Genomic DNA, 14,940 nt, shown 5'->3' with positions numbered 1-14,940 from the left:
GTCAGTGCTGGTAGCCGTAGACGCCGCGGGCCTGGTCGCGGACGAGGCGGCCCTTCTCCAGCTCGATGACGCGCTTGCGCATCTGGTCGACGATGTTCTGGTCGTGGGTGGCCATGATCACGGTGGTGCCGGTCCGGTTGATGCGGTCCAGCAGCTTCATGATGCCGACCGAGGTCTGCGGGTCGAGGTTGCCCGTCGGCTCGTCCGCGATCAGCAGCTTGGGCCGGTTCACGAAGGCACGCGCGATGGCCACCCGCTGCTGCTCACCGCCGGACAGCTCGCCGGGCCTGCGGTCCTCCTTGCCGCCGAGCCCGACGAGGTCGAGCACCTGGGGCACGGACTTGCGGATCTCGCCCTTCGACTTGCCGATGACCTCCTGGGCGAAGGCCACGTTCTCGGCGACCGTCTTGTTGGGCAGCAGGCGGAAGTCCTGGAAGACCGTCCCGAGCTGGCGGCGCATCTGCGGCACCTTCCAGTTGGACAGCCGGGCGAGGTCCTTGCCGAGGACGTGCACCTGGCCGTGGCTGCACCGCTCCTCGCGGAGGATCAGCCGCAGGAAGGTGGACTTTCCGGAGCCGGAGGACCCCACCAGGAAGACGAACTCGCCCTTCTCCACTTCCAGGGACACATCCCTGAGTGCGGGGTGGGTCTGCTTGGGGTAGACCTTGGAGACATTGTCGAATCGGATCACGGATGCACCACGGGTCGCCGGGGGTAGATGAGCGTGACCATACGCGAGTCGGGTGAGGAAGCGCAGGCGCCGGTCACGGTTGGGTGAGGCTTGTGCGGTTTTGTTCCGGGGCAGTCTTTCCGGAGCGCCCGGGAGTGCCGGGGCGAGGTCTGCGGACGGCCGCGCTCTTTCCGGGGGAACCTGGCACAGTGGGAGGGGAACGTTCTCGTTCCGCGGAACGTTGTGTGGTTGATGGCCGGTGCAAGGAGGGCGAGCGCATGACGTACGACCGGTTGGTGTGCGCGAACTGCGCGGCGCCCGTGAGCGAGGGCCGGTGCCCCGTGTGCCGCGCCAATCGCGAGCGTCTTCAGCAGGAGAGTTTCCTCGGCGGTCTGAACCCGATGGCACTCATCGGGCTGCTGGCGGTACTGATCGCCGCGGTGGCGCTCCTGGCGGCACACCAGACCGCGTAACGAAGCTCACACGCGAAGCTCACCGAAGAGCGACCGAAGGGCCCTGAGCCGCTGCTCAGGGCCCTTCGTCCGTTGCGATGCGCATACGCTCCGCGAGCGGACGGCTACCGTCAGACGGCAGCGCCGCCGCGGCCGCCCACGAGGCGCGGCAGGATGCGGAAGCCGATACCGCCGGCGATCATCGTGGCGGCACCGACGAGGAGGAAGGCCGTCTGCCCGGCACCGGTCTCGGCGAGCTGCTTGCCACCGCCCTGGGCCTCGGTGTTCGAGGACCCGGTGTCGGTGAGCGCCGAGGTACCGGCCTCCTGCGCGGAGGTGCCGGAGTTGCCGTCGGTGCCGGTTCCGCCGGAGGTCGAGCCGCCGGTGGACGAGCCGCCCGAGGTCGAACCACCGGAGGTCGAGCCGCCGGAGGTCGAGCCGCCCGAGGTCGAACCACCGGTGGACGAGCCACCCGAGGTCGAGCCGCCGGTGTCGCCGCCCGTGGTCGAACCGCCGGTGGTCGAGCCGCCCGTGTCGGTGCCACCGGTGTCGGTGCCACCCGTGTCCGTACCACCGGTGTCGGTACCGCCGGTGTCGGTACCGCCGGTGTCGGTGCCACCGGTGTCCGTACCGCCCGTGTCCGTACCACCCGTGTCGGTACCGCCGGTGTCAGTGCCACCGGTGTCCGTACCGCCGGTGTCCGTACCGCCGGTGTCGGTGCCACCGGTGTCGGTGCCACCCGTGTCCGTACCACCGGTGCCGGTGGTACCACCGTCGTCGCAGGTCGGGTCGACGACGATGTCGCACGGCGCGCCAGTGCCGCCGTCGTCATCGCCGGTGTCGACGGTCGCGCTGACACCGCTGTCGGTCACGCTCACGCCGATGTCCAGGGCGGAAGCGGCACCGGCAGCCGTGAGAGAGGCGCCGGCTGCGATCACTGCGCCGGCGGCTATCCGCGCGACGCGGAGACGCGTCTTCTTCGTCATATGGTTGCTACCCCCAGTAGCTGATCGTCTGTGCGGCGGCGCTCGGGGCCGGTGCTCGACGGAGACAGCTACGAATGTTCAAGGCCCCCGGTTCACATGCGCCCCAGAGATACGCATGCCACACTTCACCCTTCCGATTTTCCAGGGGCACGTCAAGGCCGTTGCGCGCGCGATGTCCAGTTGCGCACCCAATGCCGGGAGTTGAAGCGTGTGAGTGTGACGTAAAACCCAGACATACGAGAACTGCCGCCACTGGGGCGGCAGTTCCGGGTCGGTCGACTCACCGTGGGCAAGTCGACAAAGTTACTTCTCCTGCTGCTTGCGCCAGCGAATTCCGGCCTCCAGGAAGCCGTCGATCTCGCCATTGAACACGGCCTCGGGGTTGCCGACTTCGTACTCGGTCCGCAGGTCCTTGACCATCTGGTACGGGTGCAGCACGTACGACCGCATCTGGTTGCCCCAGGAGTTGCCGCCGTCGCCCTTGAGGGCGTCCATCCTGGCCTGCTCCTCCTGGCGGCGCCGCTCCAGGAGCTTGGCCTGGAGGACGTTCATCGCGGTCGCCTTGTTCTGGATCTGCGAGCGCTCGTTCTGGCAGGAGACGACGATGCCGGTGGGGAGGTGGGTGAGGCGCACCGCGGAGTCGGTGGTGTTGACGCCCTGGCCGCCGGGCCCGGAGGAGCGGTACACGTCGACCCGCAGCTCGGACTCGTCGATCTCGATGTGGTCGGTCTGCTCGACCACGGGGAGCACCTCGACCCCGGCGAAGGAAGTCTGCCGGCGGCCCTGGTTGTCGTAGGGCGAGATGCGGACGAGCCGGTGCGTGCCCTGCTCCACGGAGAGGGTCCCGTAGGCGTACGGCACCTGGACGGCGAAGGTGGTCGACTTGATGCCGGCCTCTTCGGCGTACGACGTCTCGATGAGCTCGGTCTTGTAGCCCTTCTGCTCCGCCCACCGCAGGTACATGCGCTGCAGCTTCTCGGCGAAGTCGGCCGCGTCGACGCCACCGGCCTCGGCGCGGATGTTCACGAGCGCTTCCCGGGAGTCGTACTCCCCGCTGAGCAGGGTGCGGACCTCCATCTCGTCCAGCGCCTTCTTGACGGCGCCGAGCTCGGACTCGGCCTCGGCACGGGTGTCCGGGTCGTCCTCCTCGTCGGCCATCTCGAAGAGCACCGCGAGATCGTCGATCCGTCCGCGCAGCACCTCCGCCTTCCTGACCTCGGCCTGGAGGTGGCTCAGCTTGCTGGTGATCTTCTGCGCCTCGTCCGGGTTGTCCCACAGGGACGGCGCGGCCGCCTGCTCCTCGAGCACGGCGATGTCTGCCCTCAGCTTGTCGAGGTCCAGAACGGCCTCGATCGACTCCATGGTCGAGGAGAGGGACTTGAGCTCTTCGGATACATCGACGACTGCCACGCCTCCAGCGTAACGGCTCCGCCAACCGAGGATGGCCGACGGGCATCGCCACCCGCTCGGGTCCCGGCGGGGGCCCGCCCTCCGCCGGCGCCCACCCTCCCCCGGCGTCCGCCTCCCCCCGGGGTCCGGGGCGCAGTCCCGTGGCGGTCGTCACCTGCCGAGCCGGGTGGCCGGGCGTCCGCCTCCCTCCTGGTGCGGGGTCCGGGGCGGAGCCCCGTGGCGGTCACGTTGTCGCCTACCGAGTCGGGTGGGTGGGTGGGTGGGAAAAGAAATCGGCGGAGCCACCGGCAGGTCACGGCGCTGACGAGCTGTGCGTCTCCTGCGGCGGAGCCGAGTCGTCCCCCGACGACGCCAGCCAAGCCCCGACGCCCACCGCCACCGCCACTGCGACCCCCGCCACCGCGAACGTCACCCTCCGTCGCCGTGCCGCGACCCGGTGCCGCGCCGACCCCGGCCGCGGTGCCCCCGACGCCCTGGGCGCCCGCGCCGTCCCCCGGGCGCCGCCCGCCAGCTCGTCGGGGCCAGGCACCCGCATCGACGTGTGCGTGTCCCGGTTGGAGTCCGGTTTCGCGCCCGGCACCAGGGAGACGGCTCCCCGGCGCCGTGCCCGCTGCTCCTCCGCGGCCGGCGCGGCGGCGGCCGACGGCTCCTCGGTCTCCTCCGGCGCCTCCGTCTCCGGCTCGTCGACGTCCAGCGGCGGCATCCCGGTCAGCGTCGGCAGCTGCTCCCGCAGCCGCGCGGCCAGCTCGGAGGCCCGCAGGCGGGACGCCGGCGCCTTCGCCAGGCACTGGACGAGCAGCTGCCAGAGCTCCTCGGGGATGCCGGGAAGGGGGACGACGGTCTCGGTGACGTGCCGCCGGAGCACCGCGCCGGGGTGGCCGCCGCCGAACGGGGTGAAGCCCGCGAGGAGCTCGTACAGGACCGTCGCGAGCGCGTAGATGTCCACCGACGCGCGGGGCGGCAGGCCCTCGACGATCTCCGGGGCCAGGTAGTCCGGGGTGCCGATGATCTTCGTGGCGCGGGTCCGCTTCGGGGAGTCGATGAGCTTGGCGACGCCGAAGTCGGTGAGCAGGGCGGGGTGGGAGCCGCCGGGGCCCAGCGGGCCCTGCATGTCGAGGAGGACGTTCTCCGGCTTCACGTCCCGGTGGACGACCCCCGCCGCGTGCGCCGCCGCCAGCCCGTCCGCGACGTCCGCGACGATCGCGACGGCCGCCTCGGGCGCGAGCCGCCGCTCCCGGTCCAGGCGGGTGCGCAGGTCCGTGCCGCGGACCAGGTCCATGACGAGGGCGAGGTCGTTGCCGTCGACGACGAGGTCACGGACGGACACCACGTGCGGGTGGTCGAGGCCCAGCAGCGCCGTGCGCTCCTGCACGAAACGGCCCACCAGCTCCTCGTCGGACGCGAGATCCTCGCGCAGCAGCTTGATGGCGACGGGCCCTTCCGGCCCCTCGCCCAGCCACACCGTGCCGGCGCTGCCCCGCCCCAGGATCTGGTTGGCGGTGTACCGGCTGCCGATCTTCCGTGCCAAGACTGCTCCTACAGACGCGTGTTGCCGACAAAAGTACGCGTCCGACGAGCCAACCTTCACCACCGAGGCGGAAATCACCCGCCAGGTGTCGACAAATCCCCAAACTCGCGGTCGGTTCCCGCCGTCAGTTGCCGGAGCCGTTGCCCAGGTCGCTGATGAAGCTGCCGATCGACTTCGTCCAGTCCTTCAGCTGGCTCCAGTAGCCCTCGCCCTGCCCCACCCACGTGTGCACCGGGGTCAGGTCCCAGATCAGCCAGCCCGCGACGAACAGGATGACGACCAGGAACAGGCAGCCCTTGAGGCAGCCGAGCCCGGGAATCCGCATCGGGTTGGCGCTGCGCTGCCGCGGCTCGCGCGGGGCCCGCTGCTGCGGCTCGGCGGGGGGCGCGTACCGCTGCTGGGGCTGCTGCGGCGGCGGGGCGTACTGCTGCTGCGGCCGGCCGCCGCCGTACCCGGCCGGCTGCTGCTGGCCGTACCCGGCGGGCTGCTGGCCGTACCCGCCCTGGCCGCCCTGCGGCCCGCCCTGCCCGCGCGGCTGCGGCCGGCGTACCGGCTGCTGCTGCGGGGCCTGGCGCGGCGGCTGCTGCTGCGGCCGGGCCACCTGGCGCTGCGGGCGGCGCCGGAGGGGGTCCTCACCGGGGTCGAGGTACTGGACCTGGGTCTGCTCGTTGCGGTCGCGGGCCGCGCGGAGCTGGGTCTGCCAGGGGTGCGGCTGCTCGGGCTGCTGCTGGCCGGACTGCCCCGGCTGGCCGGGCTGCCCCTGGGGCATCGGCGGCATGACGGCCGTCGGGTCGGCGGCACCGGTGTTCGGCAGCACGGCGGTCGGGTCGGCGGCGCCGAACGGGCCCGGCTGGCCGGTGTGCGGCAGGACGCTGGTCGCGGCGTTCGGGTCGTACGCGCCCATCGGCGTGCCCGTGTTCGGCAGCACCTGGGTCGGGTCGGCCGCGCCCGGTACGGCCGGCGATGCCGGGTCGGGGGCCAGCAGCGCGCCGACGCCCTCGGCCGCCGCGATCTGCGCGGAGTTCGCGTGCACGCCGACACCCTCGGCGACGACGCGCAGGCCGCGCGCGAGGTTCTCGGCGCTGGGGCGTTCGGCGGGGTTCTTGCGCAGGCAGCGTTCTATGACCGTCCACAGCGGGTCGGGGACGGTCGAGGGGCGGCGGGGCTCGGCGCTGAGGTGCTGGTGGAGTACCTCCAGGGCGCTGCCACCGGAGAACGGCGGGCGGCCGGTGACCAGCTCGTACAGCAGGATGCCCGCGCCGTAGATGTCGACGGCGCCGGTCTGCGGGCGGCCCTCGGCGGACTCCGGGGCGATGTAGGCGGGGGTGCCCACGAACTCGTGGGTGCGGGTCAGGCCCGGGGAGTCGGCGAGGCGGGCGATGCCGAAGTCGGTCAGCATCGGGTGCATCTGGCCGTTGTACTGGGCGAGCAGCACGTTGGCGGGCTTCAGGTCGCGGTGCACCACGCCGTCGGCGTGGCTGGCGGCGAGCGCGTCGGCGACCTGGGCGGTGAGCAGGGCGGCGGCGACGGGTGTGAAGGGGCCGTTCTCGCGCAGGTAGCGGTGCAGGTCGGGACCGTCGACGAGGTCCATGACGAGCGCGAGGAGATCGCCCTCCACAACGAGGTCACGGACCCGGACGATGTTCGGGTGGGTGAGCCGGAGCAGGACGGAGCGCTCCCTGAGGAAGCGCATCACGATGTCGGCGTCGCTCGCGAGCTCTTCCTTGAGGACCTTGATCGCGACGGTCTCGCCGGGCTGGCCGGGAACCGCCGCCTCGGCGCCCGCGGTCTCCCGCTGGCGGGCACGCCAGACGGTACCGGTGGCGCCGCGTCCCAGCGGCTCCTCCAGGAGGTACTTGCTGCCTACCGGCCGCACGTCATTCGCTCCCTGCTGCTTGCTGAACGGCTGCTTGCGGAGTGTCTCCGACCCGTGTGTCCGACCCACTCTAGTGCTGTGGTGCCTGGGACCGGCCTGTCGTCCGGCTGTGCTTTCCCCTCCCCGGTAGGGCGCCGATAAGCGTCCCGACGTATCCCCATACGTTGGCGTTCCGGCTTGCGTTCGATGGAAAGACGCTCGCTTCGGTCCGCTGGTTGCCGGGCTCGGACGTGACCGATCTCAAGTGATCGCCCGCACGGTATTGGTCAGGCACTTTTGGGGGCAGAGCTGACCAATCAAGATCACTTACCATCGGGGCGTGGGCGCGTTGTCAGTGGCAGGTGCGAGGATGCGCTTGACAGCAGAACTGGCCGACGTGCTCGTGGCGGTGGGGGGAATTCCGCGCCCGCGCAGAAGGGACCGCTGACGGCGATGCAGATCCGGCTGACCGTCGTAGACCCGCTGGGCCCTGCCGCGCAGCGGGGCCGGGCCGCGAGCCGGGACGTGCTGGTGACGGCGCCCTCGGGCACGGACCTGGCCGCGGTGGCGTCGGGGCTGGCCTCGGCGGTCACCGGGGACGGCAGCCTGGGCGGCCGGGAGCCGAGCGGCGCCCCGGTCGTGCTGTACGCGGGGACGGAGCGGCTGGACGCCCGCCGCCGCATCCTGGGCGAGCCCCCGCTGGTCGACGGCGCCGTGCTGTCCCTGGGCGCCCCCGCGGCCCCCGAGCCGCATCCCGAGCTGGACGACGCCCCGACCCAGCTGCACGTGATCGCCGGACCGGACGCGGGCGGGGTCCACCTGCTGCACGGCGGCCAGATCACCGTCGGCCGCTCCGCCGACGCCGACGTCCCGCTCGACGACCCGGACGTCTCCCGGCTGCACTGCGCGGTCACGGTCGCCGCCGACGGCCGGGTCTCGGTCGCCGACCTGCACTCCACCAACGGCACCGCCCTGGACGGCACCCGCGTCACCGACCGCCCGGTCCGCCTCACCCCGGGCTCGCTCCTGCGCATCGGGGAATCGGCCCTGCGGCTTACGCCGTCCGGGGGACCGGGGGCCCGGGTGGGCACGGCACCCGACGGAGACGGGTGCGTGCGGGTGCTGACGGGCGGCACGGAGACCTACGACGAGGGTTCCGGCGCTGTCGGGAGCGGTACGGCCGCGCCGGCCGGCCGTACCCACCACGCCTACGGCACGGCGGGCTGGGGAGCCGCGGGCGGGGCGGCCGGGAGCCAGGAGCACGGCCTGGCGGAACCACCGGTCGTACCGGCTCAGGGGGACGCGCCGAGGATCGAGAGCCGGGGCGGGCAGCCGCTGCGTCCCGGCGTACAGCACGACCGGGGCGCCGGGGCCGGCGGACACGCGGGCGGGTTCCCGTCGTCGGCAGGGCAGCGGACCGAGCCGCCGTCGGCCGACCGCGGGCACGACGGTGACCGGCACGGATACCCGTCGACCGCGAATCGCGGCACCCTGCCGGGTCCGCGCGACGCCGCCGCCGCGTACGACTCGGGCGCCACGTACGACTCGGGCGCCGCGCACGCGTCCGGGGCCGCGTACGACGCCGGTGCGCCGCACGCAACAGGCGCCGCATACGGCCCCGACGCGGCGCAGGGCCCCGGCACCGCCCCCGGCTCCGCCGTCAGGCACGGCTCGGGCGACACGCACGCCGGCCGGTCCGGAGCGCTGGGCGGTCACCCGGGCCGCTCCGGCAGTGCCGGAGACAGCGCAAGCAGCCGAGGCGCCACGGGCGCGGGAAGCACCGCCCCCCGCCCCACGGCCCCCGACCCCGCCGACGGCACCGTTTTCGTTCCCGACCCCGCCGACGCCCCCGCCCCCTCCGGCAGGCGCAAAGGCACCCCCCTCCGCGGAACCGAAGCCCCCGCCCTGCCCGGCGCCCGCAGGCGCGGCGGGCTCGGGGCCTGGGCCCGGCGGCTGGCCGGCGGGCGCGGTGAGCCCCCGTCGGCCGCCGACGACGTGACGGCGGCGCAGGACGGCGGCGCCGCGTCCGCCGGTGTGCCCGCGCAGCCGGAGACCTGGCCCGACCCCGCCGCCCTGCTGCTGACCGCGCTCGGCCCCGGTCCCCGCCTCTGGGAGCGCGGCCCCGGCCATCCGGAGGCGCTCACCGTCCGGCTCGGCACGGCGGACCGCCCGACGTCCGACGGTTCGGGCGTGCTGCCCGCCGTCCCGGTCACCGCCGATCTGCGCGAGGCCGGTGCCCTCGGCCTGGCCGGTCCGCGCACCCGCCTGGCCGGCCTGGCCCGCGCGGTCCTGGCCCAGCTCGCCGCACTGCACTCGCCCGACCTGCTGGAGATCGTCCTGATCAGCGCGGACCGGGCCCGCCCCCTGGAGGAGCGCACGGCCGAATGGTCCTGGCTCGGCTGGCTCCCGCACGTCCGCCCGGGGCACGGCCAGGACTGCCGCCTGCTGCTGGCCTACGACCGTGAACAGGCGGCGGCCCGCGTCGAGGAGCTGCTGCGGCGGACGGAGGAGCCGTCCGCCCCCCGCAGACCGGCCGCCCCGTCCGACCGCACCGCATCCGCGCCGGTCCCCGCCCCGGCACGTACGGCAGCGGACGCCGCGTCCCCCGAAGCCGCCAGGGGCCCCTCCTGGGCCCGCCACGACCTGGGCGCCGACGACGACGGCAAGGGCGGTTTCCCGGGCCCGTACACGGTCGTCGTCGTGGACGGCGATCCCGGCGGCTCCGCACTGCGCGAGGCGGTGGCGCGGCTGACCGTGGCCGGACCGCGTGCCGGAGTGCACGTCGTCTGTCTGGCGGAGACGGCCCCCACCTCGCCCACCTCCCCGGTCGACCGGACCTACGAGGAGGCGTGCGCGGTGACGCCGACGTTCCGGGAGTGCGGGGCGGTGGCCCTGCTGAGCGGCGACGTGGCGACGGCGCTGCACCTCATGCGGGTCTCCGCCGGCGGCCGCCCCGGCCAGGCCGATCCGGTCGGCCCGGTCGGTCCCGGCACCCTGGCCGCGGTGGACGCCGTCTCCCCCGCCTGGGCCGAGCGGTTCGCGCGGGCGCTGGCCCCGCTGCGCCCCGACGGCCCCGGCGCCGACCGGCACACGCGCATGGCCGCCCCCCTCCCCCAGTCCGCCCGGCTGCTGGACGAGTTGGGGCTGGCGAGGGCCACCCCGGCCTCGCTGATGGCCCGTTGGGCGGACGCGGCCGACGACACCGAGTCGCTGGGCGGCCGGGCCCGGGCGGTACTCGGCGCCGGACCGCGCGGCCCGCTCACCGCCGACCTGGTGGCCGAGGGACCGCATCTGCTGATCGAGGGCCCGCCCGGCAGCGGCCGTACGGAGCTGCTGCGGGCGGTGGTCGCCTCGCTGGCCGCCGCCGAGCGCCCCGACCGGCTCGGGATCGTCCTCATCGACGGCCGTGACGGCGTCGGCACCGGCGCCGGGCACGGCGAGGGCCTGCGGGTCTGCACGGACATACCGCATGTCACGACCCACCTGACCGCCAACGACCCGGTGCGGATGCGGGAGCTGGCGCAGTCCCTGAGCGCCGAGCTGAAGCGGCGGGCCGAGCTGCTGGGCCGTTCCGACTTCACCGACTGGCACGCCCGGCGGGAGGTCTCCGGCCGTATCGTCCCGCAGCGTTCCCGCCCCGCCGCCTCGGGCGCCGCCGACATAGACGCCCCGCCGAGTTCGACGCTCCGGCTGCGCCCGTCGTCCGGTGCCGCGGCCCGTGGCCGTACGGAGGCGCCGCCGCCCCCGCTCCCCCGGCTCGTGGTGGTGGTCGACGACCTGGACGCCCTGGTCGCCCCCGCGCTCGGTTCACCGGGCCGTCCGGCCGCCGGTTCCGTGATGCGGGCGCTGGAGGCGGTGGCGAAGGAGGGCGAGCGGCTCGGCGTCCATCTGGCCGCGGCGGCCGGCACCGGCGGCCGTACCGCGGAGACGGAACCGGCCCGGCAGGCCACCCTGCGCATCACCCTGGACACCCCGGCCGACGGCCCCGACGAACCGGCGCCGGGCCGCGGCCGTCTGACCACCCCGGACGGCCGCACCACGGCGTTCCAGACCGGCCGGGTCACCGGCCGCATCCCGCGCACGGCGACCCAGCGCCCCACCGTGGTCCCCCTCGACTGGCACCGCATGGGCGACCCCCCGACCCGCCGCCCGATCCGCGAACTCGGCAACGGCCCGACCGACCTGGCCCTGCTGGCGAGCGCGGTGGAGCGGGCGGCGAAGGAGGTTTCTGCAGCGGAGGTTCCTTCGCTTCTGTGAGCGGGGAAACCTCCTTCGGCCCGTCCCGCGTCCCCCTGGTCGCTGATCACAACGCGATCACGATCCCCCGCGCTGACCTGTCGGCCCACTTGCCGCGTACGCGGCCCCCGCGTACACCGGAGCGCACGGGACAGAGTTCTGACGTTCAACGAGGAACGACGAACGGGGAAGTGATGCGCGGTAACAGCAGCACCATCCGGACACACAGGGCCCTCGCCACACTCGCCGCCCTGCTGGCGGGATCCCTCGCGCTCGCCGCGTGCGGAAGCAACGACAAGAAGTCCGGCGGCGACACCAGCACCGGTGCCACCGGGACCAGCACCCTCAGCCTCCCGAAGCTCGACGGCACCACCCTCGAGGTGGCCGCCGTCTGGACCGGGCAGGAGCAGAAGAACTTCAAGCAGGTGCTCGCGGAGTTCGAGAAGCGCACCGGTGCGAAGGTCACCTTCGTGCCCGCCCAGGACCCGATCATCAACTTCCTGGGATCGAAGATCGCGGGCGGCCAGCCGCCGGACATCGCGCTGCTGCCGCAGCCCGGCGCGATCAAGCAGGCCGTCCAGAAGGGCTGGGCGAAACCGCTGAGCGCCGACACGATCACGGAAGTGCAGAAGAACTACTCGCAGGGCTGGCAGGACATCGGCAAGGTCGGCGGGAAGCAGTACGGCGTCTACTACAAGGCCGCCAACAAGTCGCTGGTCTGGTACAATGCGAAGGTCTTCGAGAACGCGGGCGCCAAGGAGCCCAAGACCTGGCCGGAGCTGCTGACGACGGCGCAGGCGGTGTACGACTCGGGCGTCACCCCGTTCTCGGTCGGCGGCGCCGACGGCTGGACGCTGACCGACTGGTTCGAGAACGTCTACCTCTCCCAGGCCGGCCCGGAGAAGTACGACCAGCTCGCCCAGCACAAGATCAAGTGGACCGACCCGTCGGTGAAACAGGCCCTGACCACGCTGGCCCAGGTCTGGGGCAAGAAGGGGTACGTCGCGGGCAACGCGTCCGGCGCGCTGCAGACGGAGTTCCCGGCCTCGGTGACCCAGACCTTCACCGGCGGCGACCAGCCGAAGGCGGCCATGGTGTACGAGGGCGACTTCGTGCAGGTCAACATCGGCGAGACCAAGGCGAAGGTGGGCACGGACGCCAAGGTGTTCCCGTTCCCGGCGGTCGGCTCCACGGCCCCCGTGGTCTCCGGCGGCGACGCGGCGGTGATCTTCAAGGACTCCAAGGGCGCCCAGGCGCTGGCGAAGTTCCTGGCCTCCCCGGACGCGGCGACGATCCAGGCGAAGCTCGGCGGCTACCTCTCGCCGAACAAGAGCGTGCCGAACTCGGCCTACCCGAACGAGGTGCAGCGCACGATCGCCAAGTCGCTGATCGCGTCCGGTGACGACTTCCGCTTCGACATGTCCGACCAGGCCCCGCAGGCGTTCGGCGGCACCCCCGGCAAGGGCGAGTGGAAGGACCTCCAGGACTTCCTGCAGAACCCCACGGACGTCGCGGGCACCCAGGCGAAACTGGAGAAGGACGCGGCGGCCGCCTACGGCAGCGGAAGCTGACCCGGCGATGGCCGCACCCTCGACCACGGCCCCCGCTCCACCGGGCCGCCGCAGAAGCGTGACCGGCACCCGCAGGAGCGTGGCGGTGCTCTTCCTCCTGCCCGCCCTGGTGCTGCTCGGCGCGCTCGTGGTCTACCCGATCGGGTACTCGCTGATCCGCAGCTTCTACACCGCGAACGGGGACGGGTTCGCCGGCTTCGACAACTACAAGGCGATCTTCACGGACGACGGCATCCGCACCGCCCTGAAGAACAACGTGATCTGGGTGGTGTTCGCGCCGACCGTCTCCACGGCCCTCGGCCTGATCTTCGCGGTGCTGACCGAACGGGTCCGCTGGGGCACGGCGTTCAAGCTGGTCGTCTTCATGCCGATGGCGATCTCGATGCTGGCCGCCGGGATCATCTTCCGCCTCGTCTACGACCAGGACCCGGACAAGGGCGTCGCCAACGCGGTCTGGGTCGGCATCCACGACACCTTCGCGCAGTCCTCCGCGTTCCCGAACGCCCACCCGGGCCGCGAGTCGCCCCTGAAACCGGACCAGGGCGGCTTCATCACGACGGCGACCGTCCACACCGGGCAGACCGTCGCCCTCCCGCTGGTCGGCGTCGCCCCCGACCAGATGCCCGACGGCGCGAGGAAGGCGGTGGCGGCGAAGGCCGACCCGGGGAAGATCACCGGCACCGCCTGGCAGGACTTCACCCGCGGCAAGGGCGTCGGCACCCTCGGCGCCCCCGACCCGTCCGAACTCGGCTACGACGGGATGCGGATCGAGGCGGTGAAGAACGGCGAGGTGGTGGCGTCCGCCAAGGCCGCGGCCGACGGCACCTTCACCCTGCCCGCCGCCGCGGACGGCGCGCAACTGCGCCTCCCCGCGAGCAACTTCAAGCAGCCCTACAACGGCGTCGACTGGCTCGGCCCGTCCCTCGTCACCCCGGCCATCATCGGGTCGTACGTGTGGATGTGGGCCGGCTTCGCGATGGTGCTGATCGCCGCCGGGCTGGCCGGGGTGCCCCGGGAGCTCCTGGAGGCGGCGCGGGTCGACGGGGCGACGGAGTGGCAGGTGTTCCGCAAGGTCACCGTGCCGCTGCTCGCCCCGGTCCTGGCGGTGGTCACCGTCACCCTGATGATCAACGTGCTGAAGGTCTTCGACCTCGTGTACATCATCGCGCCGGGCTCCTCGCAGGACGACGCGAACGTGCTGGCCCTGGAGCTGTACCGCAAGGGCTTCTCGGAGGGCCAGCCGGGCATCGCGAGCGCGATCGCGGTGTTCCTGCTGCTGCTCGTCATCCCGGTGATGTGGTTCAACGTGCGCAGGCTGCGGCGGGAGGAGCGGCGATGAGCTGGGTGCTGGAGAAGCTCAACAGCGGTCTGGTCCGGGTCTTCCTCATCGTCGTCGCCCTGTTCTGGCTGGTGCCGACGATCGGCCTGCTCGCGTCCTCCCTCCGCTCCCCGGAGGACATGAGCGCGAACGGCTGGTGGCACGTCTTCAGCAAGCCGTCCCAGCTGACGTTCGACAGCTACCAGAAGCTCCTGGAGAACGGCGACATCACCCACTCCCTGTGGAACACGGTCCTGATCACCGTCCCTGCGACGGTCCTGGTCGTGATCATCGGGGCGCTGGCCGGTTACGCGTTCGCGTGGATGGAGTTCCCGGGCCGGGACTGGTGGTTCCTGGTCGTGGTCAGTCTGCTGGTCGTGCCGGTCCAGGTGGCGCTGATCCCGATCGCCGAACTCTTCGGGAAGATCGGCCTGTTCGGGACGATCTTCGGGGTGATCCTGTTCCACGTCGGCTTCGGGCTGCCGTTCGCGGTGTTCCTGCTGCGGAACTTCTTCGCGGAGATCCCGCGCGAGCTGCTGGAGGCGGCCCGTCTCGACGGCGCCGGTGAACTGCGGCTGTTCACCCGGGTGGTGATGCCGCTCGGCGGGCCGGCGATCGCGAGCCTGGGCATCTTCCAGTTCCTGTGGGTGTGGAACGACATGCTGGTCGCGCTGGTGTTCACGAAGTCCGGCACCCAGCCGATCACGGTCGCGCTGCAGACCCAGGTACGCCAGTTCGGCAACAACGTCGACGTCCTCGCGCCCGGCGCCTTCATCTCGATGGTGATCCCGCTGGCCGTGTTCTTCGCGTTCCAGCGGCAGTTCGTGTCCGGGGTGATGGCGGGCGCGGTCAAGTAACCGCACAACGGGCCGCCGGGAGGGGCGGGTCGGCCACCGGCTCGCCCCCGCGCCCGT

General features: G+C 72.8%; 10 protein-coding genes. 5 read left to right on the top strand and 5 right to left on the bottom strand.

The annotated features are described in order from the left end of the window. Nucleotide 1 precedes the first annotated feature (1 nt). Entirely contained in the window at nucleotides 2–691 is a 690-nt protein-coding gene (gene ftsE, locus ACIQVL_RS42645) for a cell division ATP-binding protein FtsE (protein WP_187749347.1), read from the bottom strand. 257 nt (nucleotides 692–948) lie between these two features. Between ftsE and ACIQVL_RS42640 the strand changes: the two genes are divergently transcribed. Beyond that, nucleotides 949–1,143: a hypothetical protein gene (locus ACIQVL_RS42640; protein ID WP_089106595.1), complete on the top strand. Its 195-nt coding sequence runs from the start codon at nucleotides 949–951 to the stop codon at nucleotides 1,141–1,143. A gap of 110 nt (nucleotides 1,144–1,253) precedes the next feature. On the opposite strand, the gene ACIQVL_RS42635 is transcribed toward ACIQVL_RS42640, so the two are convergent. From ACIQVL_RS42635 to ACIQVL_RS42620, 4 genes are all read right to left on the bottom strand, one after another. Then, entirely contained in the window at nucleotides 1,254–2,108 is an 855-nt protein-coding gene (locus ACIQVL_RS42635; RefSeq protein ID WP_403478163.1) for a hypothetical protein, read from the bottom strand. A gap of 303 nt (nucleotides 2,109–2,411) precedes the next feature. Next, entirely contained in the window at nucleotides 2,412–3,518 is a 1,107-nt protein-coding gene (gene prfB / locus ACIQVL_RS42630; RefSeq protein ID WP_403434860.1) for a peptide chain release factor 2, read from the bottom strand. A 292-nt stretch (nucleotides 3,519–3,810) separates the two neighbouring features. Further along, a complete protein-coding gene (locus ACIQVL_RS42625) occupies nucleotides 3,811–5,046 on the bottom strand; it encodes a serine/threonine-protein kinase (RefSeq protein WP_403434861.1) in 1,236 nt (411 codons plus the stop codon). A 124-nt stretch (nucleotides 5,047–5,170) separates the two neighbouring features. Then, nucleotides 5,171–6,922, bottom strand: coding sequence for a serine/threonine-protein kinase (locus tag ACIQVL_RS42620; protein WP_403434862.1), 1,752 nt, complete (start codon nucleotides 6,920–6,922; stop codon nucleotides 5,171–5,173). A 432-nt stretch (nucleotides 6,923–7,354) separates the two neighbouring features. On the opposite strand from ACIQVL_RS42620, the gene ACIQVL_RS42615 reads away from it, so the two are divergent. The 4 genes from ACIQVL_RS42615 to ACIQVL_RS42600 all read left to right on the top strand — a co-directional run bounded on the left by ACIQVL_RS42615 (nucleotide 7,355) and on the right by ACIQVL_RS42600 (nucleotide 14,883). Beyond that, nucleotides 7,355–11,158 carry an FHA domain-containing protein gene (locus tag ACIQVL_RS42615; RefSeq protein ID WP_403478162.1) on the top strand — a complete coding sequence of 1,268 codons (3,804 nt, stop codon included), beginning with the start codon at nucleotides 7,355–7,357 and terminating at the stop codon, nucleotides 11,156–11,158. Nucleotides 11,159–11,331: 173 nt separating this feature from the next. After that, nucleotides 11,332–12,708 (top strand): ABC transporter substrate-binding protein, encoded by a 1,377-nt coding sequence (locus ACIQVL_RS42610; RefSeq protein WP_403434866.1) that lies wholly within the window; start codon nucleotides 11,332–11,334, stop codon nucleotides 12,706–12,708. Nucleotides 12,709–12,715: 7 nt separating this feature from the next. Beyond that, on the top strand, nucleotides 12,716–14,047 hold the full coding sequence (locus ACIQVL_RS42605; protein WP_403434867.1) for a carbohydrate ABC transporter permease: 1,332 nt from the start codon (nucleotides 12,716–12,718) through the stop codon (nucleotides 14,045–14,047). Next, nucleotides 14,044–14,883, top strand: a complete 840-nt coding sequence (locus ACIQVL_RS42600) for a carbohydrate ABC transporter permease (RefSeq protein WP_403434869.1) — start codon at nucleotides 14,044–14,046, stop codon at nucleotides 14,881–14,883. Before ACIQVL_RS42605 ends, ACIQVL_RS42600 begins: the two co-directional genes overlap by 4 nt. The last annotated feature ends 57 nt before the right edge of the window (nucleotides 14,884–14,940 follow it).

Origin of the sequence: Streptomyces sp. NPDC090499 (assembly GCF_044769305.1) — a bacterium.
Taxonomy (GTDB): Bacteria; Actinomycetota; Actinomycetes; order Streptomycetales; family Streptomycetaceae; genus Streptomyces.
This window is presented reverse-complemented; position numbering and strand designations above follow the sequence as displayed.

Excerpts from the sequence above, each read along its gene's own strand:
- ACIQVL_RS42640 (WP_089106595.1), top strand. The coding sequence starts at position 949 with ATGACGTACGACCGGTTGGTGTGCGCGAACTGCGCGGCGCCCGTGAGC.
- ACIQVL_RS42635 (WP_403478163.1), bottom strand. The coding sequence starts at position 2,108 with ATGACGAAGAAGACGCGTCTCCGCGTCGCGCGGATAGCCGCCGGCGCA.
- ACIQVL_RS42615 (WP_403478162.1), top strand. The coding sequence starts at position 7,355 with ATGCAGATCCGGCTGACCGTCGTAGACCCGCTGGGCCCTGCCGCGCAG.
- ACIQVL_RS42610 (WP_403434866.1), top strand. The coding sequence starts at position 11,332 with ATGCGCGGTAACAGCAGCACCATCCGGACACACAGGGCCCTCGCCACA.
- ACIQVL_RS42605 (WP_403434867.1), top strand. The coding sequence starts at position 12,716 with ATGGCCGCACCCTCGACCACGGCCCCCGCTCCACCGGGCCGCCGCAGA.
- ACIQVL_RS42600 (WP_403434869.1), top strand. The coding sequence starts at position 14,044 with ATGAGCTGGGTGCTGGAGAAGCTCAACAGCGGTCTGGTCCGGGTCTTC.